General features: G+C 45.3%; 17 protein-coding genes. 8 read left to right on the top strand and 9 right to left on the bottom strand.

What is annotated here, in order from left to right; all coding sequences use genetic code 11:
• Positions 1 to 86: 86 nt before the first annotated feature.
• Positions 87 to 746: a UMP kinase gene (gene pyrH, locus LPQ35_RS08185; protein ID WP_193808292.1), complete on the top strand. Its 660-nt coding sequence runs from the start codon at positions 87 to 89 to the stop codon at positions 744 to 746.
• On the opposite strand, the gene LPQ35_RS08180 is transcribed toward pyrH, so the two are convergent.
• On the bottom strand, positions 736 to 1,713 hold the full coding sequence (locus LPQ35_RS08180) for a hypothetical protein (protein ID WP_193808291.1): 978 nt from the start codon (positions 1,711 to 1,713) through the stop codon (positions 736 to 738). The two genes, pyrH and LPQ35_RS08180, sit on opposite strands and share 11 nt — an antisense overlap.
• A 51-nt stretch (positions 1,714 to 1,764) precedes the next feature.
• Between LPQ35_RS08180 and LPQ35_RS08175 the strand changes: the two genes are divergently transcribed.
• The 5 genes from LPQ35_RS08175 (at position 1,765) to LPQ35_RS08155 (ending at position 5,392) form a co-directional block, all read left to right on the top strand.
• On the top strand, positions 1,765 to 2,862 hold the full coding sequence (locus LPQ35_RS08175) for a DUF362 domain-containing protein (protein ID WP_193808290.1): 1,098 nt from the start codon (positions 1,765 to 1,767) through the stop codon (positions 2,860 to 2,862).
• Positions 2,863 to 2,984: 122 nt separating this feature from the next.
• On the top strand, positions 2,985 to 3,389 hold the full coding sequence (locus LPQ35_RS08170; RefSeq protein ID WP_193808289.1) for a DUF123 domain-containing protein: 405 nt from the start codon (positions 2,985 to 2,987) through the stop codon (positions 3,387 to 3,389).
• Positions 3,376 to 3,783: a translation initiation factor IF-2 subunit beta gene (locus tag LPQ35_RS08165; RefSeq protein ID WP_048090726.1), complete on the top strand. Its 408-nt coding sequence runs from the start codon at positions 3,376 to 3,378 to the stop codon at positions 3,781 to 3,783. Before LPQ35_RS08170 ends, LPQ35_RS08165 begins: the two co-directional genes overlap by 14 nt.
• On the top strand, positions 3,780 to 4,076 hold the full coding sequence (locus LPQ35_RS08160; protein WP_193808288.1) for a DUF424 family protein: 297 nt from the start codon (positions 3,780 to 3,782) through the stop codon (positions 4,074 to 4,076). The genes LPQ35_RS08165 and LPQ35_RS08160 overlap by 4 nt, the downstream gene beginning before the upstream one ends.
• The gene (locus tag LPQ35_RS08155) at positions 4,046 to 5,392 is read left to right on the top strand and encodes a transcription antitermination factor NusB (protein WP_193808287.1); all 1,347 of its coding nucleotides are present in this window, start codon (positions 4,046 to 4,048) and stop codon (positions 5,390 to 5,392) included. The genes LPQ35_RS08160 and LPQ35_RS08155 overlap by 31 nt, the downstream gene beginning before the upstream one ends.
• Here the strand turns inward: LPQ35_RS08155 and LPQ35_RS08150 are convergent.
• On the bottom strand, positions 5,389 to 6,429 hold the full coding sequence (locus tag LPQ35_RS08150) for a hypothetical protein (protein ID WP_193808286.1): 1,041 nt from the start codon (positions 6,427 to 6,429) through the stop codon (positions 5,389 to 5,391). The two genes, LPQ35_RS08155 and LPQ35_RS08150, sit on opposite strands and share 4 nt — an antisense overlap.
• Before the next feature lie 123 nt (positions 6,430 to 6,552).
• On the opposite strand from LPQ35_RS08150, the gene LPQ35_RS08145 reads away from it, so the two are divergent.
• The gene (locus LPQ35_RS08145; protein WP_193808285.1) at positions 6,553 to 6,999 is read left to right on the top strand and encodes an adenylyltransferase/cytidyltransferase family protein; all 447 of its coding nucleotides are present in this window, start codon (positions 6,553 to 6,555) and stop codon (positions 6,997 to 6,999) included.
• On the opposite strand, the gene LPQ35_RS08140 is transcribed toward LPQ35_RS08145, so the two are convergent.
• Genes LPQ35_RS08140 through LPQ35_RS08110 form a run of 7 tightly spaced genes read right to left on the bottom strand, consistent with a single transcriptional unit; the run spans position 6,956 to position 11,998 of the window.
• Positions 6,956 to 7,180, bottom strand: a complete 225-nt coding sequence (locus tag LPQ35_RS08140; protein WP_193808284.1) for a KEOPS complex subunit Pcc1 — start codon at positions 7,178 to 7,180, stop codon at positions 6,956 to 6,958. The two genes, LPQ35_RS08145 and LPQ35_RS08140, sit on opposite strands and share 44 nt — an antisense overlap.
• Positions 7,156 to 8,460, bottom strand: a complete 1,305-nt coding sequence (locus tag LPQ35_RS08135; RefSeq protein ID WP_193808283.1) for a DHHA1 domain-containing protein — start codon at positions 8,458 to 8,460, stop codon at positions 7,156 to 7,158. Before LPQ35_RS08135 ends, LPQ35_RS08140 begins: the two co-directional genes overlap by 25 nt.
• A gap of 40 nt (positions 8,461 to 8,500) precedes the next feature.
• On the bottom strand, positions 8,501 to 9,502 hold the full coding sequence (gene mer / locus LPQ35_RS08130; protein WP_193808282.1) for a 5,10-methylenetetrahydromethanopterin reductase: 1,002 nt from the start codon (positions 9,500 to 9,502) through the stop codon (positions 8,501 to 8,503).
• A gap of 44 nt (positions 9,503 to 9,546) precedes the next feature.
• Positions 9,547 to 10,296 (bottom strand): hypothetical protein, encoded by a 750-nt coding sequence (locus LPQ35_RS08125; protein WP_193808281.1) that lies wholly within the window; start codon positions 10,294 to 10,296, stop codon positions 9,547 to 9,549.
• A 56-nt stretch (positions 10,297 to 10,352) separates the two neighbouring features.
• Entirely contained in the window at positions 10,353 to 11,501 is a 1,149-nt protein-coding gene (locus tag LPQ35_RS08120; RefSeq protein WP_193808280.1) for a hypothetical protein, read from the bottom strand.
• A gap of 20 nt (positions 11,502 to 11,521) precedes the next feature.
• Entirely contained in the window at positions 11,522 to 11,719 is a 198-nt protein-coding gene (locus tag LPQ35_RS08115) for a DUF2249 domain-containing protein (protein ID WP_193808279.1), read from the bottom strand.
• Between the two features lie 6 nt (positions 11,720 to 11,725).
• Positions 11,726 to 11,998 (bottom strand): iron-sulfur cluster assembly protein, encoded by a 273-nt coding sequence (locus LPQ35_RS08110; RefSeq protein ID WP_193808278.1) that lies wholly within the window; start codon positions 11,996 to 11,998, stop codon positions 11,726 to 11,728.
• 112 nt (positions 11,999 to 12,110) lie between these two features.
• Here LPQ35_RS08110 and pheT point away from each other — a divergent pair, with 112 nt between their 5' ends.
• Entirely contained in the window at positions 12,111 to 13,754 is a 1,644-nt protein-coding gene (gene pheT / locus LPQ35_RS08105; RefSeq protein WP_193808277.1) for a phenylalanine--tRNA ligase subunit beta, read from the top strand.
• Positions 13,755 to 13,805: the final 51 nt, after the last annotated feature.

Below are 13,805 nucleotides of genomic sequence, written 5' to 3'. Positions count from 1 at the left end.
ATAAATATTTTACTATTTATTGTTTTATTCAAAACACTCCAGTATACTCGAAATGTTTTTCTACCCGTCAGGATAAAGGGGAAGGGATGAAAGTTCTTGCCCTTGGAGGTTCAATTCTTTTCGGAGATCTCGAGGCAAATAAAATCTCGGAATTCGCAGATGTGATTGACGAGTTTGATGGAAAGCTTGTCATAGTTGTGGGTGGCGGAAAAATAGCAAGAAAATACATAGAGATCGCAAGAGACCTGGGAGCTAACGAGACCCTGTGCGATATAATAGGTATCGACGTCACCAGAGTGAATGCAAGGGTTTTCTCCGCATCCCTCCGTGATGCTTCAAGCAAAATTCCACATTCTCCCGAAGAAGTGGAGATTCTCCTCAAAACCTGCAAAAAGGTGGTCATGGGCGGCACATTTCCGGGACACACGACCGACGCAACGGCTGCCATTGTGGCAGAATTCGTAGGAGCTGAGGAGCTTCTAATCGCCACATCGGTGGATGGTGTTTACAGTTCAGATCCAAACAGAAATCCTCAGGCTCAGAGATATGAAAGGCTCACATCGTCAGAGCTTGTTGAAATAGTCTCCAGAAGCGAAATCAACGCAGGAAGCAGCAGTGTTGTTGACCTGCTCGCAGCCAAAATAATTCAGAGAAGCAGAATTAATGCAAGGGTTTTTCTAGGAACTCCTGAAAACCTGAGGAAGGCATTAAAAGGGGAAAAAATTGGAACTGAGATTATTCCTTGATCTCCCATCCACCTGTGTCTTCTTCCTCCTCTTCGCCATTTTCTCCTTTCTTCGAAAACCTCGAATACGCAAGTATTGCAACTCCTGCTCCAATAAGGGCGACACCCGCAAGCAGAGTTGTATCCACACCGGAGCTGTCGGAATTTCCGGGCTGTGTAGTACCTGTAGGAGAAACCTGGGTCTGATCAACTTCCGCCTGAAGCTGGAATACACTGCCAGATGAGACGTTGTCGGTTCTGTAAACCCTGTAAACGACACCTTCAGAGTTTGTAATGGTGTTTTCCTGAACAAAGTTCTCTGGAAGCTGAACTGTGATGAATTCAGGCGAGATTACCCTTAACACCTTGGCAGGGTGGTCCACGATCAGGACCGGATCCGCATCGGTAAAGTACATGAATGCAAGAGTGAATGTTCCGTTGGGCTGAACCGTGAGATTCTCTATTTCTATGTAGTCATCACCCTGAGTGACATTCTCAAAATAAACACCTGACTGTGCAAGCGTTTGCTGATCCACAAAGAGATGATCCACGCCCTCAGGCAGCTTCTTTGTGAAGTTTCCGGAGAAGAACTGATTGCCGGTATTTCTGAGGTTTAGGACCTCCATTACTACGAAGAAACCGTTGCTGCTATCATAATTCAGTATATAATGTATATTGTCTGCCTCAATAACCGACACATCGTCCGTTTTTTCGAAGTTCACTGTCAGAGATTCGGTTTCAGGAACTACAATGTTGGCAGTATATCTTAGGCCGTTGTAATCAACAATCACATGATATGTTCCATTTTCAAGATTGTCGATCAGCAGAGTGCTGTTCTGGACAGTAAATTCTTTGGAAACATTCTGATTCTCGAGAGAAATAAGCCTGACTGTTACGTTTCCACCGTCATACCCTTCAAGCGTTATCTCGAAAGCTCCAGCCACTGAAACCAGGGCGAGTATAACCATTACGGCAGCCAATCCTTTCATATTACCTCTTTTTTCGAAAGATATTTAATATTTTGCAATAGATGTCAAACTATGTCAAAAGTGTTTTTCACCCCCGCAGATGTTGAGATAACAGACCCAACAAGATGGTATCAGCCCGATAAAAGTCTGGTCTCACGGCTTGAGAGGTTGATTGAAGAAAGTAGAATTCTAGATAACATCGACAAAGGAGATATCGTAGCCGTAAAGACCCATTTTGGAGACAGGGGTACGACTAAAATGCTCAGATCTCTTTTTGTGAGAAAGGTCGTCGAGAAAATTAAAGAGAAGAAGGCAAAAATCTATGTAACTGAGACAACCGGGCTCGGTCTGACGAGGGATCGAACCACTGCCATAGGTAGAATTAAGATCGCTGAAGAGAATGGATTCACCTCCCAGACCGTTGGAGCACCGATAATTATCGCAGATGGGCTGAAAGGTTTTGATGCGGTCAGGGTTGAGCAGAATACCAAGCACCTGAAGGAAGTGCATGTTGCGAGGGCCATAGCAGAGACGGATTTTGTCGTTGCCGTTACTCACTTCAAACTCCACATGAGGGGAGGGGTTGGAGGAAGTCTGAAAAACATCGGTGTTGGATGCGTAACGAAAACAACAAAGTTTGACATACACCTGCCATCTCCGCCGGAGATCGATAGAGAAAAGTGCACCGAATGTGACAGATGTGTCGAAATCTGTCCCTTCGATGCCATTGAAGACTATTCAATCAACCTCGACAAATGTCTGAAATGCCTGGGATGCGCAGAGGTGTGCGAGGAAAGGGCAGTAAAGCTCGGCCCTTGGCTTGATGGGGATGATATTGCCGAAAGAATAGTTGAGGCTGCCAAAGCGGTGATCGATACCGTAGGAAAGGAGAATTTCGCTTTTCTGAATTTCGCAATAGACATAACTCCCCACTGCGACTGTCACCCTTACAGCGCCCCACCCCAAGTGTCTGACATAGGCGTTTTCGCCTCGAACGATATCGTTTCCATCGATACGGCAAGTCTCGATGCCTACAAAAATGAAAGCCTGACCTCCAAAGCACTCATAAAAGAAAAATTCTGGAGCTGGACCTCTCCCGAAAGACTGGTCGAGTATGCCGAAGAACTCGGACTGGGTAGCAGAAGATATGAACTGGAAGAGGTACCATAGACAGATAATAACCCCATTTTTTGTGAGGAAAGGTGAAAAACTGTGGACTTTGCAGTGGAGAAGTCAGTGAATTTGGTTCATGAAAACAGCCATATATAAATACTGGCAGCAATTTTCAAAACATGTATTTTGTGATATTCAGACTCGACGAGGACAAAGAAATCGAGGTTGGCAGGCTTGGCAAGATAAAGTTCAGAAAGGGGTATTATATTTACACGGGTTCTGCAAAAAGAGGTTTCTCCAAGAGGGTGAAGAGGCATTTTTCCAAGAAAAAGAAGCTGAGGTGGCACGTGGATTATCTCAGCGTAAATGCAAGAGCCATAGAAGCCTACAGATGTCTGGCCGACGAACATAAGCTTGCTGAGCTTGCATCAAACTCCATGGAAGGAATAAAAGGTTTTGGTAGCTCAGACTGCAAATGCTACTCGCACCTTTACTATTCGGAGAACTACCCTGAAGAGTTTGTCGAACAGGCGAAAAAACTTAATTATGTGCTTGCAGAGAGGTTGGATTATGAAGAGTTATGATGAACTGCTTGAAAGGGCTTACGCTCTCCTCCCGGAAAAGGTTACCAGCAGAGATAGATTCGAAATCCCGAGGGTGAGTGTTCAGAAAGAAGGTAGCAGAACAATCGTAAAGAATTTTGGATCGATAGCCAAGATGATAAACAGAAGTGAAGAACATCTTTACAAGTACCTTGTAAGATCACTCGGAACCGCGGGTGTTGTAGAGTCTGGAAGACTCATTCTTCAGGGAAAATTCTCAGAAAGGGAGGTGCAGAAGGAAATCGATGACTATGTCAAAACCTACGTCATCTGCAAGGAATGTGGAGCGCCGGACACCGAGTTCGTAAGAGAGGAAAGAGTGCTCTTCGTCAAATGCCTCGCCTGCGGTGCGAAACATTCTGTTAAGGGATTATGAAATACAGAATGAAGATATACAGAGTTAAAGGCGAAGTGCTTGTTGCTGTATGTGATGAGGAACTGATTGGCAGGAATTTCAAAGAAGGCGAGCTGAAAATCGAAATCAGGGAAGAGTTTTACGGTGAAAAAAGTTACGAGGAAAGCGAAGTGAAGAAAATGCTAAGACAGGCTACGATCGCTAACATTTCAGGAGAGAGGGCCGTGAAGCTCGCAATCAGCATGGGAATCGTGGATGAAAACAGAGTTTTGAAGATAGGAGAATGCTGGCACGCACAGATGGTGGTAATGTAGTCCCCACTCAAAAACTTGCTGCAGAGGTACTTCAGCTGCTTGAGGAGAACACGATTTCAGAGAAATCTGCCCTCAGAGAGTACTTCACAGATAAGACCCTGGATTACAGAATCAGGGGAAGTGTTCATGCTTACGTGTTTGAGGTAGCAAAGAGAAGAAACTATATAGATTTCATCCTGCAAAAATCTCTCGGATTCAGGAATCTCGGCAGCGTAAACCCATTTATAAGGAATCTTCTCAGAATTGCAATCTATGAAATGTTCTTCAAGGGCGTGCATCCAGCCCTCGCAACAGACAGTGCTGTAAGGATTGCAAAAGAGATCAACCCAAAAGCAGCAGGCTTTGTTAACGCAATACTCAGAAACGCTGAAAAACTTGATGTCGAAAGCGAACTTGAAAAAATCAGAAAGAGAAGCAGGAGAAAATATCTCGCCCTGAAGTACTTCCACCCGGAATGGTACATAAAATTCGCCGAAAAAACCCTGCCGGATTTTGAAAACCTGCTCATCGCGAACCTGAATCAGACTCTCTACGTCAGGGCAAACACCATAAGGATATCTCCCGAAAATCTGTGGAGGTTGCTTGAAGGTCAGGGAGTGAATCTCGAGGAGACTGTTCTGCCAGAGGTCTTCAGAGTCGTGAGCTACGAAAAACCCCTGACCCTGCTCGACGGATATGACAGAGACTTTGTTCTCCAGGATCTCGGTTCGGCTCTTGTGAGCCATGCGCTGTCCCCTGAGCCTGGAGATGTGGTGGTTGACCTTGCCGCTGCACCGGGATCAAAGACAAGTCACATTTCCGCAATGATGGAAAACAGAGGGAAGATTATTGCCGTGGATAACTCAAAAGAAAGAGTCGAAAGAATGCGCCTGAGAATGAAGAAACTCGGCATAAGAAATGTCGAAATTCGTGTGGGAGATGGATCAAAATTCAAAGCTCAGGCAGATAAGGTTCTGCTTGACGCTCCATGTTCATCCACAGGTTCGGTAAGGGGCTACCCGTACGTGAAGTGGAGATACGAGGCAAAGAAGTTTCAGTCCCTCCTCAAACTTCAGAGAAAAATGCTCACAAACGCACTGAGAATTGGTGATGAAGTCGTTTACTCCACCTGCAGCATAACATTCGAAGAGAATGAAGGTAACCTGCTGAAACTCAAAGAGCTGTTCAGCATAGACGCCCTCAACCTGCCGATTGGCGTTTCGGGAATAAGAAAATACGGGACGAAAACGTTCCCCCACGCAGACAGGGTTGTGAGACTCTACCCACACATGCACGACACTTCAGGATTTTTCATATCCAAGATGAAGAAAATCTAATTTTTGAACATTTGAAGCAGCCTTTTTCCGATCATGTATGCTGTCCGGTAAAAGCTTATTGAGCTTTCCGGATCGACGGTCTCGAACGCCTCCTCAACTGGAAGGCAGATGGTCGTACAGGCAGGATTTTTCGTAAACCTGAAACCATCCTCGACATTGAAATCCGGGATTGGGATTAAGAGAGGGTAAAAACCCGTGATCTCCCTGCACTTTCTGAAGCCCTGAAGTGCTGGATTCTGTATGCATTCGTCAGCAGTTTCAAACACAGCTTCAATCTGGATGTATCGTGGCAGCAGAATGCCGGGTAGAAGATAAAACAGCTCAGAATAGTAGGTGGATGTTGCTGGCATAACCAGTCCCTCTGCAGCAAGCTCAATCAGGTCTTCGAATTTCAGAGTCTCGTTCCCTGACCGATATACCTCGCCATTGAACTCGAATTTTTTCCTTACAAGGGCGTTATTCTGAGACGTTAGAACAAAAACTTTACTGAAGACTCTGCCAGCATCCTTCCGTTCCAGAGTTTCCAGGGAACATTTAACAAAGGTCGAGAAAAAGGTTGAAATATCCCACGAATCGCTGCTGTATCCGAGATTTTCGGCAAAGTCGATATGAATCTGGTAAGCTTTTTTAAAATTATCCAGAGAACCTATATCCTTTATAACCTGATGATTCAGGAAGCGGTCAGCCAGGAAATACTTCTTCAAGATCCATCTCCTGCCATCATTTATTACAAATTTTGGTCTCACAAGGCTGTATTTGAACGGATTTCTCGTTGTAAATCCATCCTTCAGATAGGTCAAATCGAATTTTTCCATGCCATAAAGCCTCGCGAGGATTTCACCCACAAGGTTCTCGAAATTTGGCGTGAGAAACTGTCTCCAGAAACCCGCGCCAGAAAGTTCAGGCAGGAAATCATCCACATCGAACCCGAATCGATTGAGCAGATATTTTCTGGCTCTGTAATATGCCCTATCTCTCGACTCCAGTTCCCTCCTCAGATGGTTGATGTTCCTGAGATATTCAAAGACAAACACCATTGAAGTACCTTCATCAGGATTTAAACAATTTTCCATTGGATGTAAAACACGGCAATCGAGGCATGAGAACACAGGTCGCAGAACAGCAAAACAGTTATAAGCCCATCCAAACCCCCTGACTGGATGAAAAAAGTGGTGGCAACAGGGACTTTTGACATCATTCACCCGGGGCACATAAGATTTCTTGAAGAGGCGAAAAAGCTTGGCGATTATCTCATAGTCATCGTTGCAAGGGAACGGAATGTCAGACATAAACCAAAGCCAATCATTCCAGAAGAACAGAGGGTCAGAGTTGTTGAAGCCCTAAAACCAGTCGATATGGCAATTCTTGGTGATGAAGAGGACATCTTCAAACCGATTGAGGAACTGAAACCTGACGTGATTGCACTGGGCCACGATCAGCACTTTAATGAGACATGGCTCAGAGACGAGCTGAAAAAACGGGGCATCAACGCAGAAGTCGTTAGGATACATACCAGAGAAGAATGTGAACTTTGCAGCACTGCGAAAATCGTGAAAAGAATTCTCAAACTCGCTCCAGAGCGTTTAGAGCAGATGAAGAGGCTTTGATGTTCATAAAAAAGTCCTCAACCGCATTTATCAAAGCACCTATTTTATGAGTTTTAACCTCAACCACAAGCCCGCCATTCTCACAACGGCTTTTCGCCCACTCGAGGTCATCAGGCATCAGAGCCTTCGAGATAATTTCCGGATGCCCCTCATCGATCATGAGCTTAACTGAGAACAGCACAGCCTGTCCACCTCCCTGATGAAATCATCTACGGCATTATCGCTGATGTTCGCACCGGCGGCAACCACATGTCCTCCCCCTCTACCTCCAACTTTCTCTGCCGCAACCCTCATAACCTCGGCAAGATCGAGCTTTTCCGCTATTTTCTGATTCGACCTCGCCGAAACCTTCACCCTGCCATCTTTCTTTATATTCAGAGCGATAAATGGTCTGTCGGCAAACAGATACCTTGAAAAAACCGACGCTATTGGTCCGGTGGAGGTTCCATTTTCCATGACAAGGTAACGTATGCATTCTCCTTCCTGAACCTCGTGCCTTCTTCTCTCTATTTCCTCATGAATACCCTCTGTGAATTCCTTCCACAGCTCAAATCCCTTGTCCAGAAAGCTTTCATCTCTCAGGCAGATTGCAAGACCTACCGCATTAGCCGCCTTTCTGCCAGTGGCGTTCACAACCTCACTCATCATCACGGCGTTCTGTATAAGCTCGGCTTTCAGGTAAAACCTCATCCCGGTGAAATCCTCAACAACTCCAGGATAGGAATTCATTTTCAGAATTCGGAGAACTATTCCGTTGGCGAGTTTCCTTTCCTCGTCCCGTGATAGTTCGTCAAATTCTCTTTCACCATCAATGCCAATCTGGCTCAGAAATTCCTCAAGTTCTTCCTCCTTTGAATAAAAATCAAGGAAGGGCTCAAGACTCAACCTGAGAACGTCCCTAATTTTCCCGGAAATCATCCTCAGACCTTCTTTCTGCTCGATGTGGCCCTCCTTAACCCCCTCACCAATGATTTCGGCATTTCCTCCGGAAATCTTTTGTTTATCTCCGATGATACCAACCAGAGCTACGGACGACAGGTCCGTGTTATCACCAAGCTCCTTTGCAAAAACGTATGCCGTTCCACTTGCTGACAGCTCATAGGAGCCATCAATTCCAGCAAGATGTGGATTTATATGTGCAAAATCCTTTTTTGGCTCAATTCTCCCAACAGGAAAGTGATGATCGACAACAACTACATCAGCATCAATATCGGAGATGACATCCGGATAACCGCTCCCCATGTCTGCGAAAATAATGAGGTCGTCATCAACATCAATACTCTCATTCAGCCCACTTAAGAAGGACAGATGGAATGCCTTACCCCTTCTGTAGAGTGCAGCGGAGATTACGGCCCCGGCTGAAATGCCATCAGCATCATAATGGGTATATATTCTCGCAAAATCATGCTTTTCCAGAATTTTTGCCGCTTTTCTTGCCTCAACTCTCAGCATTTCAAACATTGTGCTTAGACGGAAGAAAAGAAATAAAAAAATTGCTGAGCTATTCCTTAAAGGCAGGAATTATCTCTTTTCCAATAAGCTTTATAGACTTCTTCTTGTCAGGCCCTATCGGAGAGCCTGCAACAACCTGTGTAACTCCTGACTTTGAAAGCTCTCTGATCCTTTCGATTACCATGTCTGGTGAGCCGCTGATGCTGAAGCTCTCAATCATCTCATCAGTAACTGCCTTGCTGACACCGGGCCAGTCACCCTTGGTGAATGCATTGTTAAGGGCCTCCCTAACCTTGTTCACATCATCCATGCTTATGCCGTGCCTCTCAAAGATAACGTCCGGAGAACCTGCTACAATGAAGGCCACAACAATCTTTGCAGCATTCTTTGCCTTTTCAGCGTCCTTGTCCACACTCATTGAGGCATACGCCACTGTATCGAACTGGTCTCTGCTCTTCCCTGCTTTGTCCAATCCGGCATCTATATTCTCCTTCGCCGCCTCAAAGTCTTTCGGGTGTGAGGCGTTTATCAGCACACCATCACCAAGCTCTGCGGCAAGCTGAAGCATCTTTGGCCCCTGCGCTCCGATATATATCGGTATATTTCCTGCCTTGAAGTCCATCCTAGCTCCGTTGAACTTGAAAATTTCTCCATCATAGTTTACCGGCTTTCCTGCGTGAAGGGCCCTTATGATCTCAACCGCTTCCCTCATCCTCCTGAGAGGTTTCTTCCAGCTGATTCCAATCCTGTCAAACGTAACCTTGTCACCTGCACCAATGCCGAGAACTGCCCTTCCATTGCTCAGCTCATTTACGGTCGCTATTGCTGAGGCAGTAAGTGCGGGAGAGATGTGGTACGGGTTCGTAACACCCGGGCCAAGCTTTATGCTGTTCGTTTTCAGGGCAAGAATTGTCAGCATAGAATAGACGTTTCTGTTGTTGTAGTGGTCCGTGATCCAGGTGTATTCAAATCCGCTGTCCTCTGCGAGCTTAACATAGTATTCAAGCTCGTAGTATTTCATATTTGGCACAAACTCGATTCCAAACTTCATAAACTGGCATAATTAATAGAGTGGTATAATCTTTTCGATTTTTATCAATCCATTTCCTCAACCTGGACTCTCCAGAGGGAATTTATCTGGGTCGCAACTCTGGGATTTTTAAAGCCCTTCAGAAGGAGGAAGTCCCTCGGGTAACCAATGAATGGATCAATCGTCCTTTCCTCAACATTAACAACCCAGATTTTGAAACCTGCCTTTTTTACCCTCTCAGAATACCTTGAGAAGAACCTCAGAAATCTGGTAAGTTCGTTTTCTGTTGGAACCACGACCACATACTCTCCGTCAAAGCTGGTAGCAACCCGTTCATGAATCTCCAGATCCTCTCCTACGTCATCAATAAGTGAGTAAAACGCCCCGTATTTGTATTTGCCCTTTGAATATACTCTGATCAGTCCATCCTCGATTGCATATCCATTGAAAAACACATCCGTAACTTCCATCATAATCTCAATCGAATCAATGAGCTTTCTTGACTTCAGGTACTCCTCGTACGCATTTTCCAGATCCTCTTCTGTTGGTTTGCACGTATGGATGTGCCTGAAGGCAACGTTTTCAATTTCAAGCTTCTCAGAATAATGCAGACTGTTAATTGACGCAGGTACCTCGCACAGACTTTCAACCACCTCGGAAACCAGATTTTCCATCCGGTCTCTACTTACATGCCTCGACAGAAAATGGGATAACATAGCCCTGTAGGCATTCCTTTTGATCTCATCCACAGTTGTAACTTCTCTACCAGCCATCAGTTCAGAAACTTTTTTCAAAATCTCTCTAAGATCGTCCATTGATAAAAGTGAAGAACTGAGAGGTTTTAAAGGTTTGGCGGATTTTGTACTTACATTCACCTCCTCTGAACCATGATCATGTCAAAGGTGAACAGCAAAAACACAGCAAACAGAATTATTCCGCCAAAGAGTCTTCCTGCATCCCAGACAATCAGCAGAGCGCCGACAACCGACAGAAGAAGCAGAATCTTTGCCAGACTTTCGTTGAAAAGATCTGCAATCATGGGAACTTCCTCCAGACCCAGCTTTGCGGAATACTTGTCCATCCATGAAATCATGGGGATTATGTGATACTCCGCACCAATGATCGTGAGGGTTACCCACCCGACAAGATACAGGTGAGATACCGAATACCACTCGATGCCAAAAAGATCCGCAAAAGCACCAACAAGACCGAATAACAGCGCCGGAATGAAGAATTTAACGCTGATGTCAAGTGGGGCAGGAGTTTCGGATTTTCTTGAAAGCGTTAGGACGAGATTGATCACGAGAATTGTGAAGGCGAGAGAGAACACTGCTTTTCCGAGCCAAACATAGGATTTTTCGGAGATGTGATATCCGTAAGATACCACCAATACTGAGAAGATGAGCATCGGAAGTGTTGCGTATGCAAGCCCTGTGCTTCTGAGCTTCCTCAGTGAAAGCATTGGAAAGAGTTCGTAAAGCCCGCCAAACGTCGTGATTCCCACCCATCCAGCCATCAGGATGTAGCTGTGGGCCCAGATACTGAATGATGTGATACCTGAAAAAGCCAGTGTCGCATACAGAATGCCTGCAAGGTAAAAAGCCACAGACATTACAAAAAACGGTACTGCCGGGCTCTTGAGCCTCATGTACCTGAGCGTCACCACTACAACGACCGCAAAAGAAATCGCTCCTGCCAGATAGAACATTCCCGAAACTGAGAATGGGACCGATGACACAAAAGATGCAATGAGAAGCAGAATCCCGGCATTGACAAGATAATAACTGATTTCAGCCAGATTTCTAAGCTTAAGTTCTGTCCCAGTAACGGTTGGAACGAGCTGGTACATCGAACCAATTATGGTCAGGCTTACAAAGCCCGCGAGCATCATGTGGGAGTGCAGGGGTCTGACCGGAAATTCCATCAATCCCAAGATACCCGCAAGGGATGATACTATCAGGTATATTAGCCCAGTGTAAATAAACCTGAGTGGCAGGTTATCCCAAAAGACCTTTCCCATAAAACGTCCTCCGGCAAATGCTACTTCCTGATTCTGACGACCCACTTTTCCCCGTCAAAGCTTGACTCGACTGTGTAGCCCTGCTCCTTCAGCATGGCCATCAGGGGTTTTGGTTCCACCTCCACCCAAACCTCCACCTCACCAAATTCCTTCAATTTCTGCAGTATTAGGGGTGGCCTTTCGGGATGGGGTTTTCCCCTGACGTCTACGATTTCCATTTCAGGTCACCTGGAAAGCGCTTCGTTCAGCTCATTCTCCTTCACGTAACCCACGACCTTAACTCTCACCTTAACTCCAAGATCCTCAACGCTCCTCTTGATAGCAAACGCAAGCTGCTGTCCTATTGGGCAGAACGGGGAAGAGGGTCTGAAGATGATGTCCACCACATCTTCTTCAACTTCAACTTGTTCTATCAAACCCATGTCCCATACGCTCTGTCTTGTATGTGGGTCTATAACAGTCTTCAGCTTTTCAACGACTTCAGATTTTTCTACCATTTTACTCACCATTAAGAATTAATCTCTGCAACAATATATCTCTATCCACTAACTATTTCGGTTCCGCAAACTTTAGTTAAACTTTATATTCTGAATTGAAACAGGCAAAGCAATGCCAGTTATAACATTATATTGGGACGAGCTTGAGAGAATGGTTGGAGCCGATAGAAACACAATACTCAAAAAATTACCCATGCTCGGATGCGATATTGAACGTATAGCTGACGATCATCTTGATGTTGAATTTTTCCCCAACCGCCCTGACCTGTACAGCGTTGAGGGTGTCGCAAGAGCATTGAGAGGATTCCTCGATATAGAATTCGGTTATAAGGATTACAGGGTGAACGAGGGAAACTGGAAGATATATGTCGATGAAAGCGTCCTGAGTGTGAGGCCGAGAATAACCGGCTGCATCGTCAGAAACATTCACGTTAATGAGGAACTCCTGAGATCCATAATCCAGATTCAGGAAGACCTGCACTGGACGATCGGCAGAAACAGAAGAAAGATGGCCATTGGAATACACGACCTGAACAGAGTGAACTTTCCACTCCGCTACACGGCGGTTGATGAGAACTTTTCTTTCGTCCCGCTTGACTTCGACAGAGAGATGAGTGTAAAGGAAATCCTTGAGGCTCATCCAAAAGGGCAAGAATACGGTTTCATTCTTGAAAATTCGGAAAAATACCCCATGATCATAGATGCAAAAGATGAGGTAATTTCATTCCCTCCAGTCATAAATGCTGAAAAGACGAGAGTGAAAGAAGGCACTTCAGGACTATTCATTGACGTTACAGGATTTGACGAGAACGTTGACAAAGCCCTGAGAATACTCACTGCCATGTTTGCAGACAGAGGAGGAGTTATCGAGTGCATGGAAATAATCTATCCCGACAGGGTGGAAAAAACCCCAGACATGACACCAGAAAAAATGAATGTGAGCAAAAAAGAGATTTTTTCCCTCCTCGGCTTCACGCTAAACGATGATGAACTGAGACTTGCTCTCGGAAGAATGAGGTACGGCTTTGAAATCGGTGATGAGAAGGTAACCGTAACCATTCCCCCATACAGGGCAGATGTGATGCACCCATGGGACGTGATTGAAGACATAGCCATTGGATACGGCTACGACAGAATTGCTGCAAGATACCCTCAAACACCGGGTGTCGGTAGAGAACATGAATGGAACAATCTTAAAGATATCGTGAAGGAAATAATGATCGGTCTCGGGTTTACAGAAGTGATAACGTTCACTCTCACAAATGAGAGAACAATGTACGAACACATGAACAGAACTGCAAAGCCCTGGGACGACTACACCCCTGTTATGCATCCTCTGACTGAAGAACATACAGTCCTGAGAACTCATATACTCCCGAAGTTAATAGAACTACTGAAACACAACAAGCATGAAGCGATGCCCCAGAGGATTTTCGAGGTGGGGGATGTCGTCGTGAATACGAAAAACAGACTCAACCTCGCAGCCTGTGTAACCCACTCGAAAGCCAATTTCGCAGAGATCAGAAGTGTCGTGCAGGCGGTGATGCATGAGCTGGACATAGAGTGGGAAGCCCATGAGAGCGATGACGGGGCTTTCATAAAGGGGCGAAGAGCAGATATTATCGTCAGAGGGGAAAAAGTTGGAGTTTTCGGTGAAGTGCATCCAGAAGTTCTGGAAAAATTCGAGATAACAATGCCCGTGGCGGGTTTCGAGCTGAAACTTTCAAAACTGTTCAATACGGGCATTCTCATCTGATGTGGTAACAAGAATGTAAAATAAAGTATTACTCGATGATAAATAGACATC

It is taken from the genome of Geoglobus acetivorans (assembly GCF_039641995.1).
GTDB classification, from domain to species: domain Archaea; phylum Halobacteriota; class Archaeoglobi; order Archaeoglobales; family Archaeoglobaceae; genus Geoglobus; species Geoglobus acetivorans.
Note: the sequence above shows the minus strand (reverse complement) of the source record. Positions and strands in the feature narration are given on the sequence as shown.

What these genes read in the sequence shown, in the direction of transcription:
- pyrH (WP_193808292.1), top strand. Translation starts at nt 87, where the DNA reads ATGAAAGTTCTTGCCCTTGGAGGTTCAATTCTTTTCGGAGATCTCGAG.
- LPQ35_RS08180 (WP_193808291.1), bottom strand. Translation starts at nt 1,713, where the DNA reads ATGAAAGGATTGGCTGCCGTAATGGTTATACTCGCCCTGGTTTCAGTG.
- LPQ35_RS08175 (WP_193808290.1), top strand. Translation starts at nt 1,765, where the DNA reads ATGTCAAAAGTGTTTTTCACCCCCGCAGATGTTGAGATAACAGACCCA.
- LPQ35_RS08170 (WP_193808289.1), top strand. Translation starts at nt 2,985, where the DNA reads ATGTATTTTGTGATATTCAGACTCGACGAGGACAAAGAAATCGAGGTT.
- LPQ35_RS08165 (WP_048090726.1), top strand. Translation starts at nt 3,376, where the DNA reads ATGAAGAGTTATGATGAACTGCTTGAAAGGGCTTACGCTCTCCTCCCG.
- LPQ35_RS08160 (WP_193808288.1), top strand. Translation starts at nt 3,780, where the DNA reads ATGAAATACAGAATGAAGATATACAGAGTTAAAGGCGAAGTGCTTGTT.
- LPQ35_RS08155 (WP_193808287.1), top strand. Translation starts at nt 4,046, where the DNA reads ATGCTGGCACGCACAGATGGTGGTAATGTAGTCCCCACTCAAAAACTT.
- LPQ35_RS08150 (WP_193808286.1), bottom strand. Translation starts at nt 6,429, where the DNA reads ATGGTGTTTGTCTTTGAATATCTCAGGAACATCAACCATCTGAGGAGG.
- LPQ35_RS08145 (WP_193808285.1), top strand. Translation starts at nt 6,553, where the DNA reads ATGAAAAAAGTGGTGGCAACAGGGACTTTTGACATCATTCACCCGGGG.
- LPQ35_RS08135 (WP_193808283.1), bottom strand. Translation starts at nt 8,460, where the DNA reads ATGTTTGAAATGCTGAGAGTTGAGGCAAGAAAAGCGGCAAAAATTCTG.
- mer (WP_193808282.1), bottom strand. Translation starts at nt 9,502, where the DNA reads ATGAAGTTTGGAATCGAGTTTGTGCCAAATATGAAATACTACGAGCTT.
- LPQ35_RS08125 (WP_193808281.1), bottom strand. Translation starts at nt 10,296, where the DNA reads ATGGACGATCTTAGAGAGATTTTGAAAAAAGTTTCTGAACTGATGGCT.
- LPQ35_RS08120 (WP_193808280.1), bottom strand. Translation starts at nt 11,501, where the DNA reads ATGGGAAAGGTCTTTTGGGATAACCTGCCACTCAGGTTTATTTACACT.
- LPQ35_RS08115 (WP_193808279.1), bottom strand. Translation starts at nt 11,719, where the DNA reads ATGGAAATCGTAGACGTCAGGGGAAAACCCCATCCCGAAAGGCCACCC.
- LPQ35_RS08110 (WP_193808278.1), bottom strand. Translation starts at nt 11,998, where the DNA reads ATGGTAGAAAAATCTGAAGTCGTTGAAAAGCTGAAGACTGTTATAGAC.
- pheT (WP_193808277.1), top strand. Translation starts at nt 12,111, where the DNA reads ATGCCAGTTATAACATTATATTGGGACGAGCTTGAGAGAATGGTTGGA.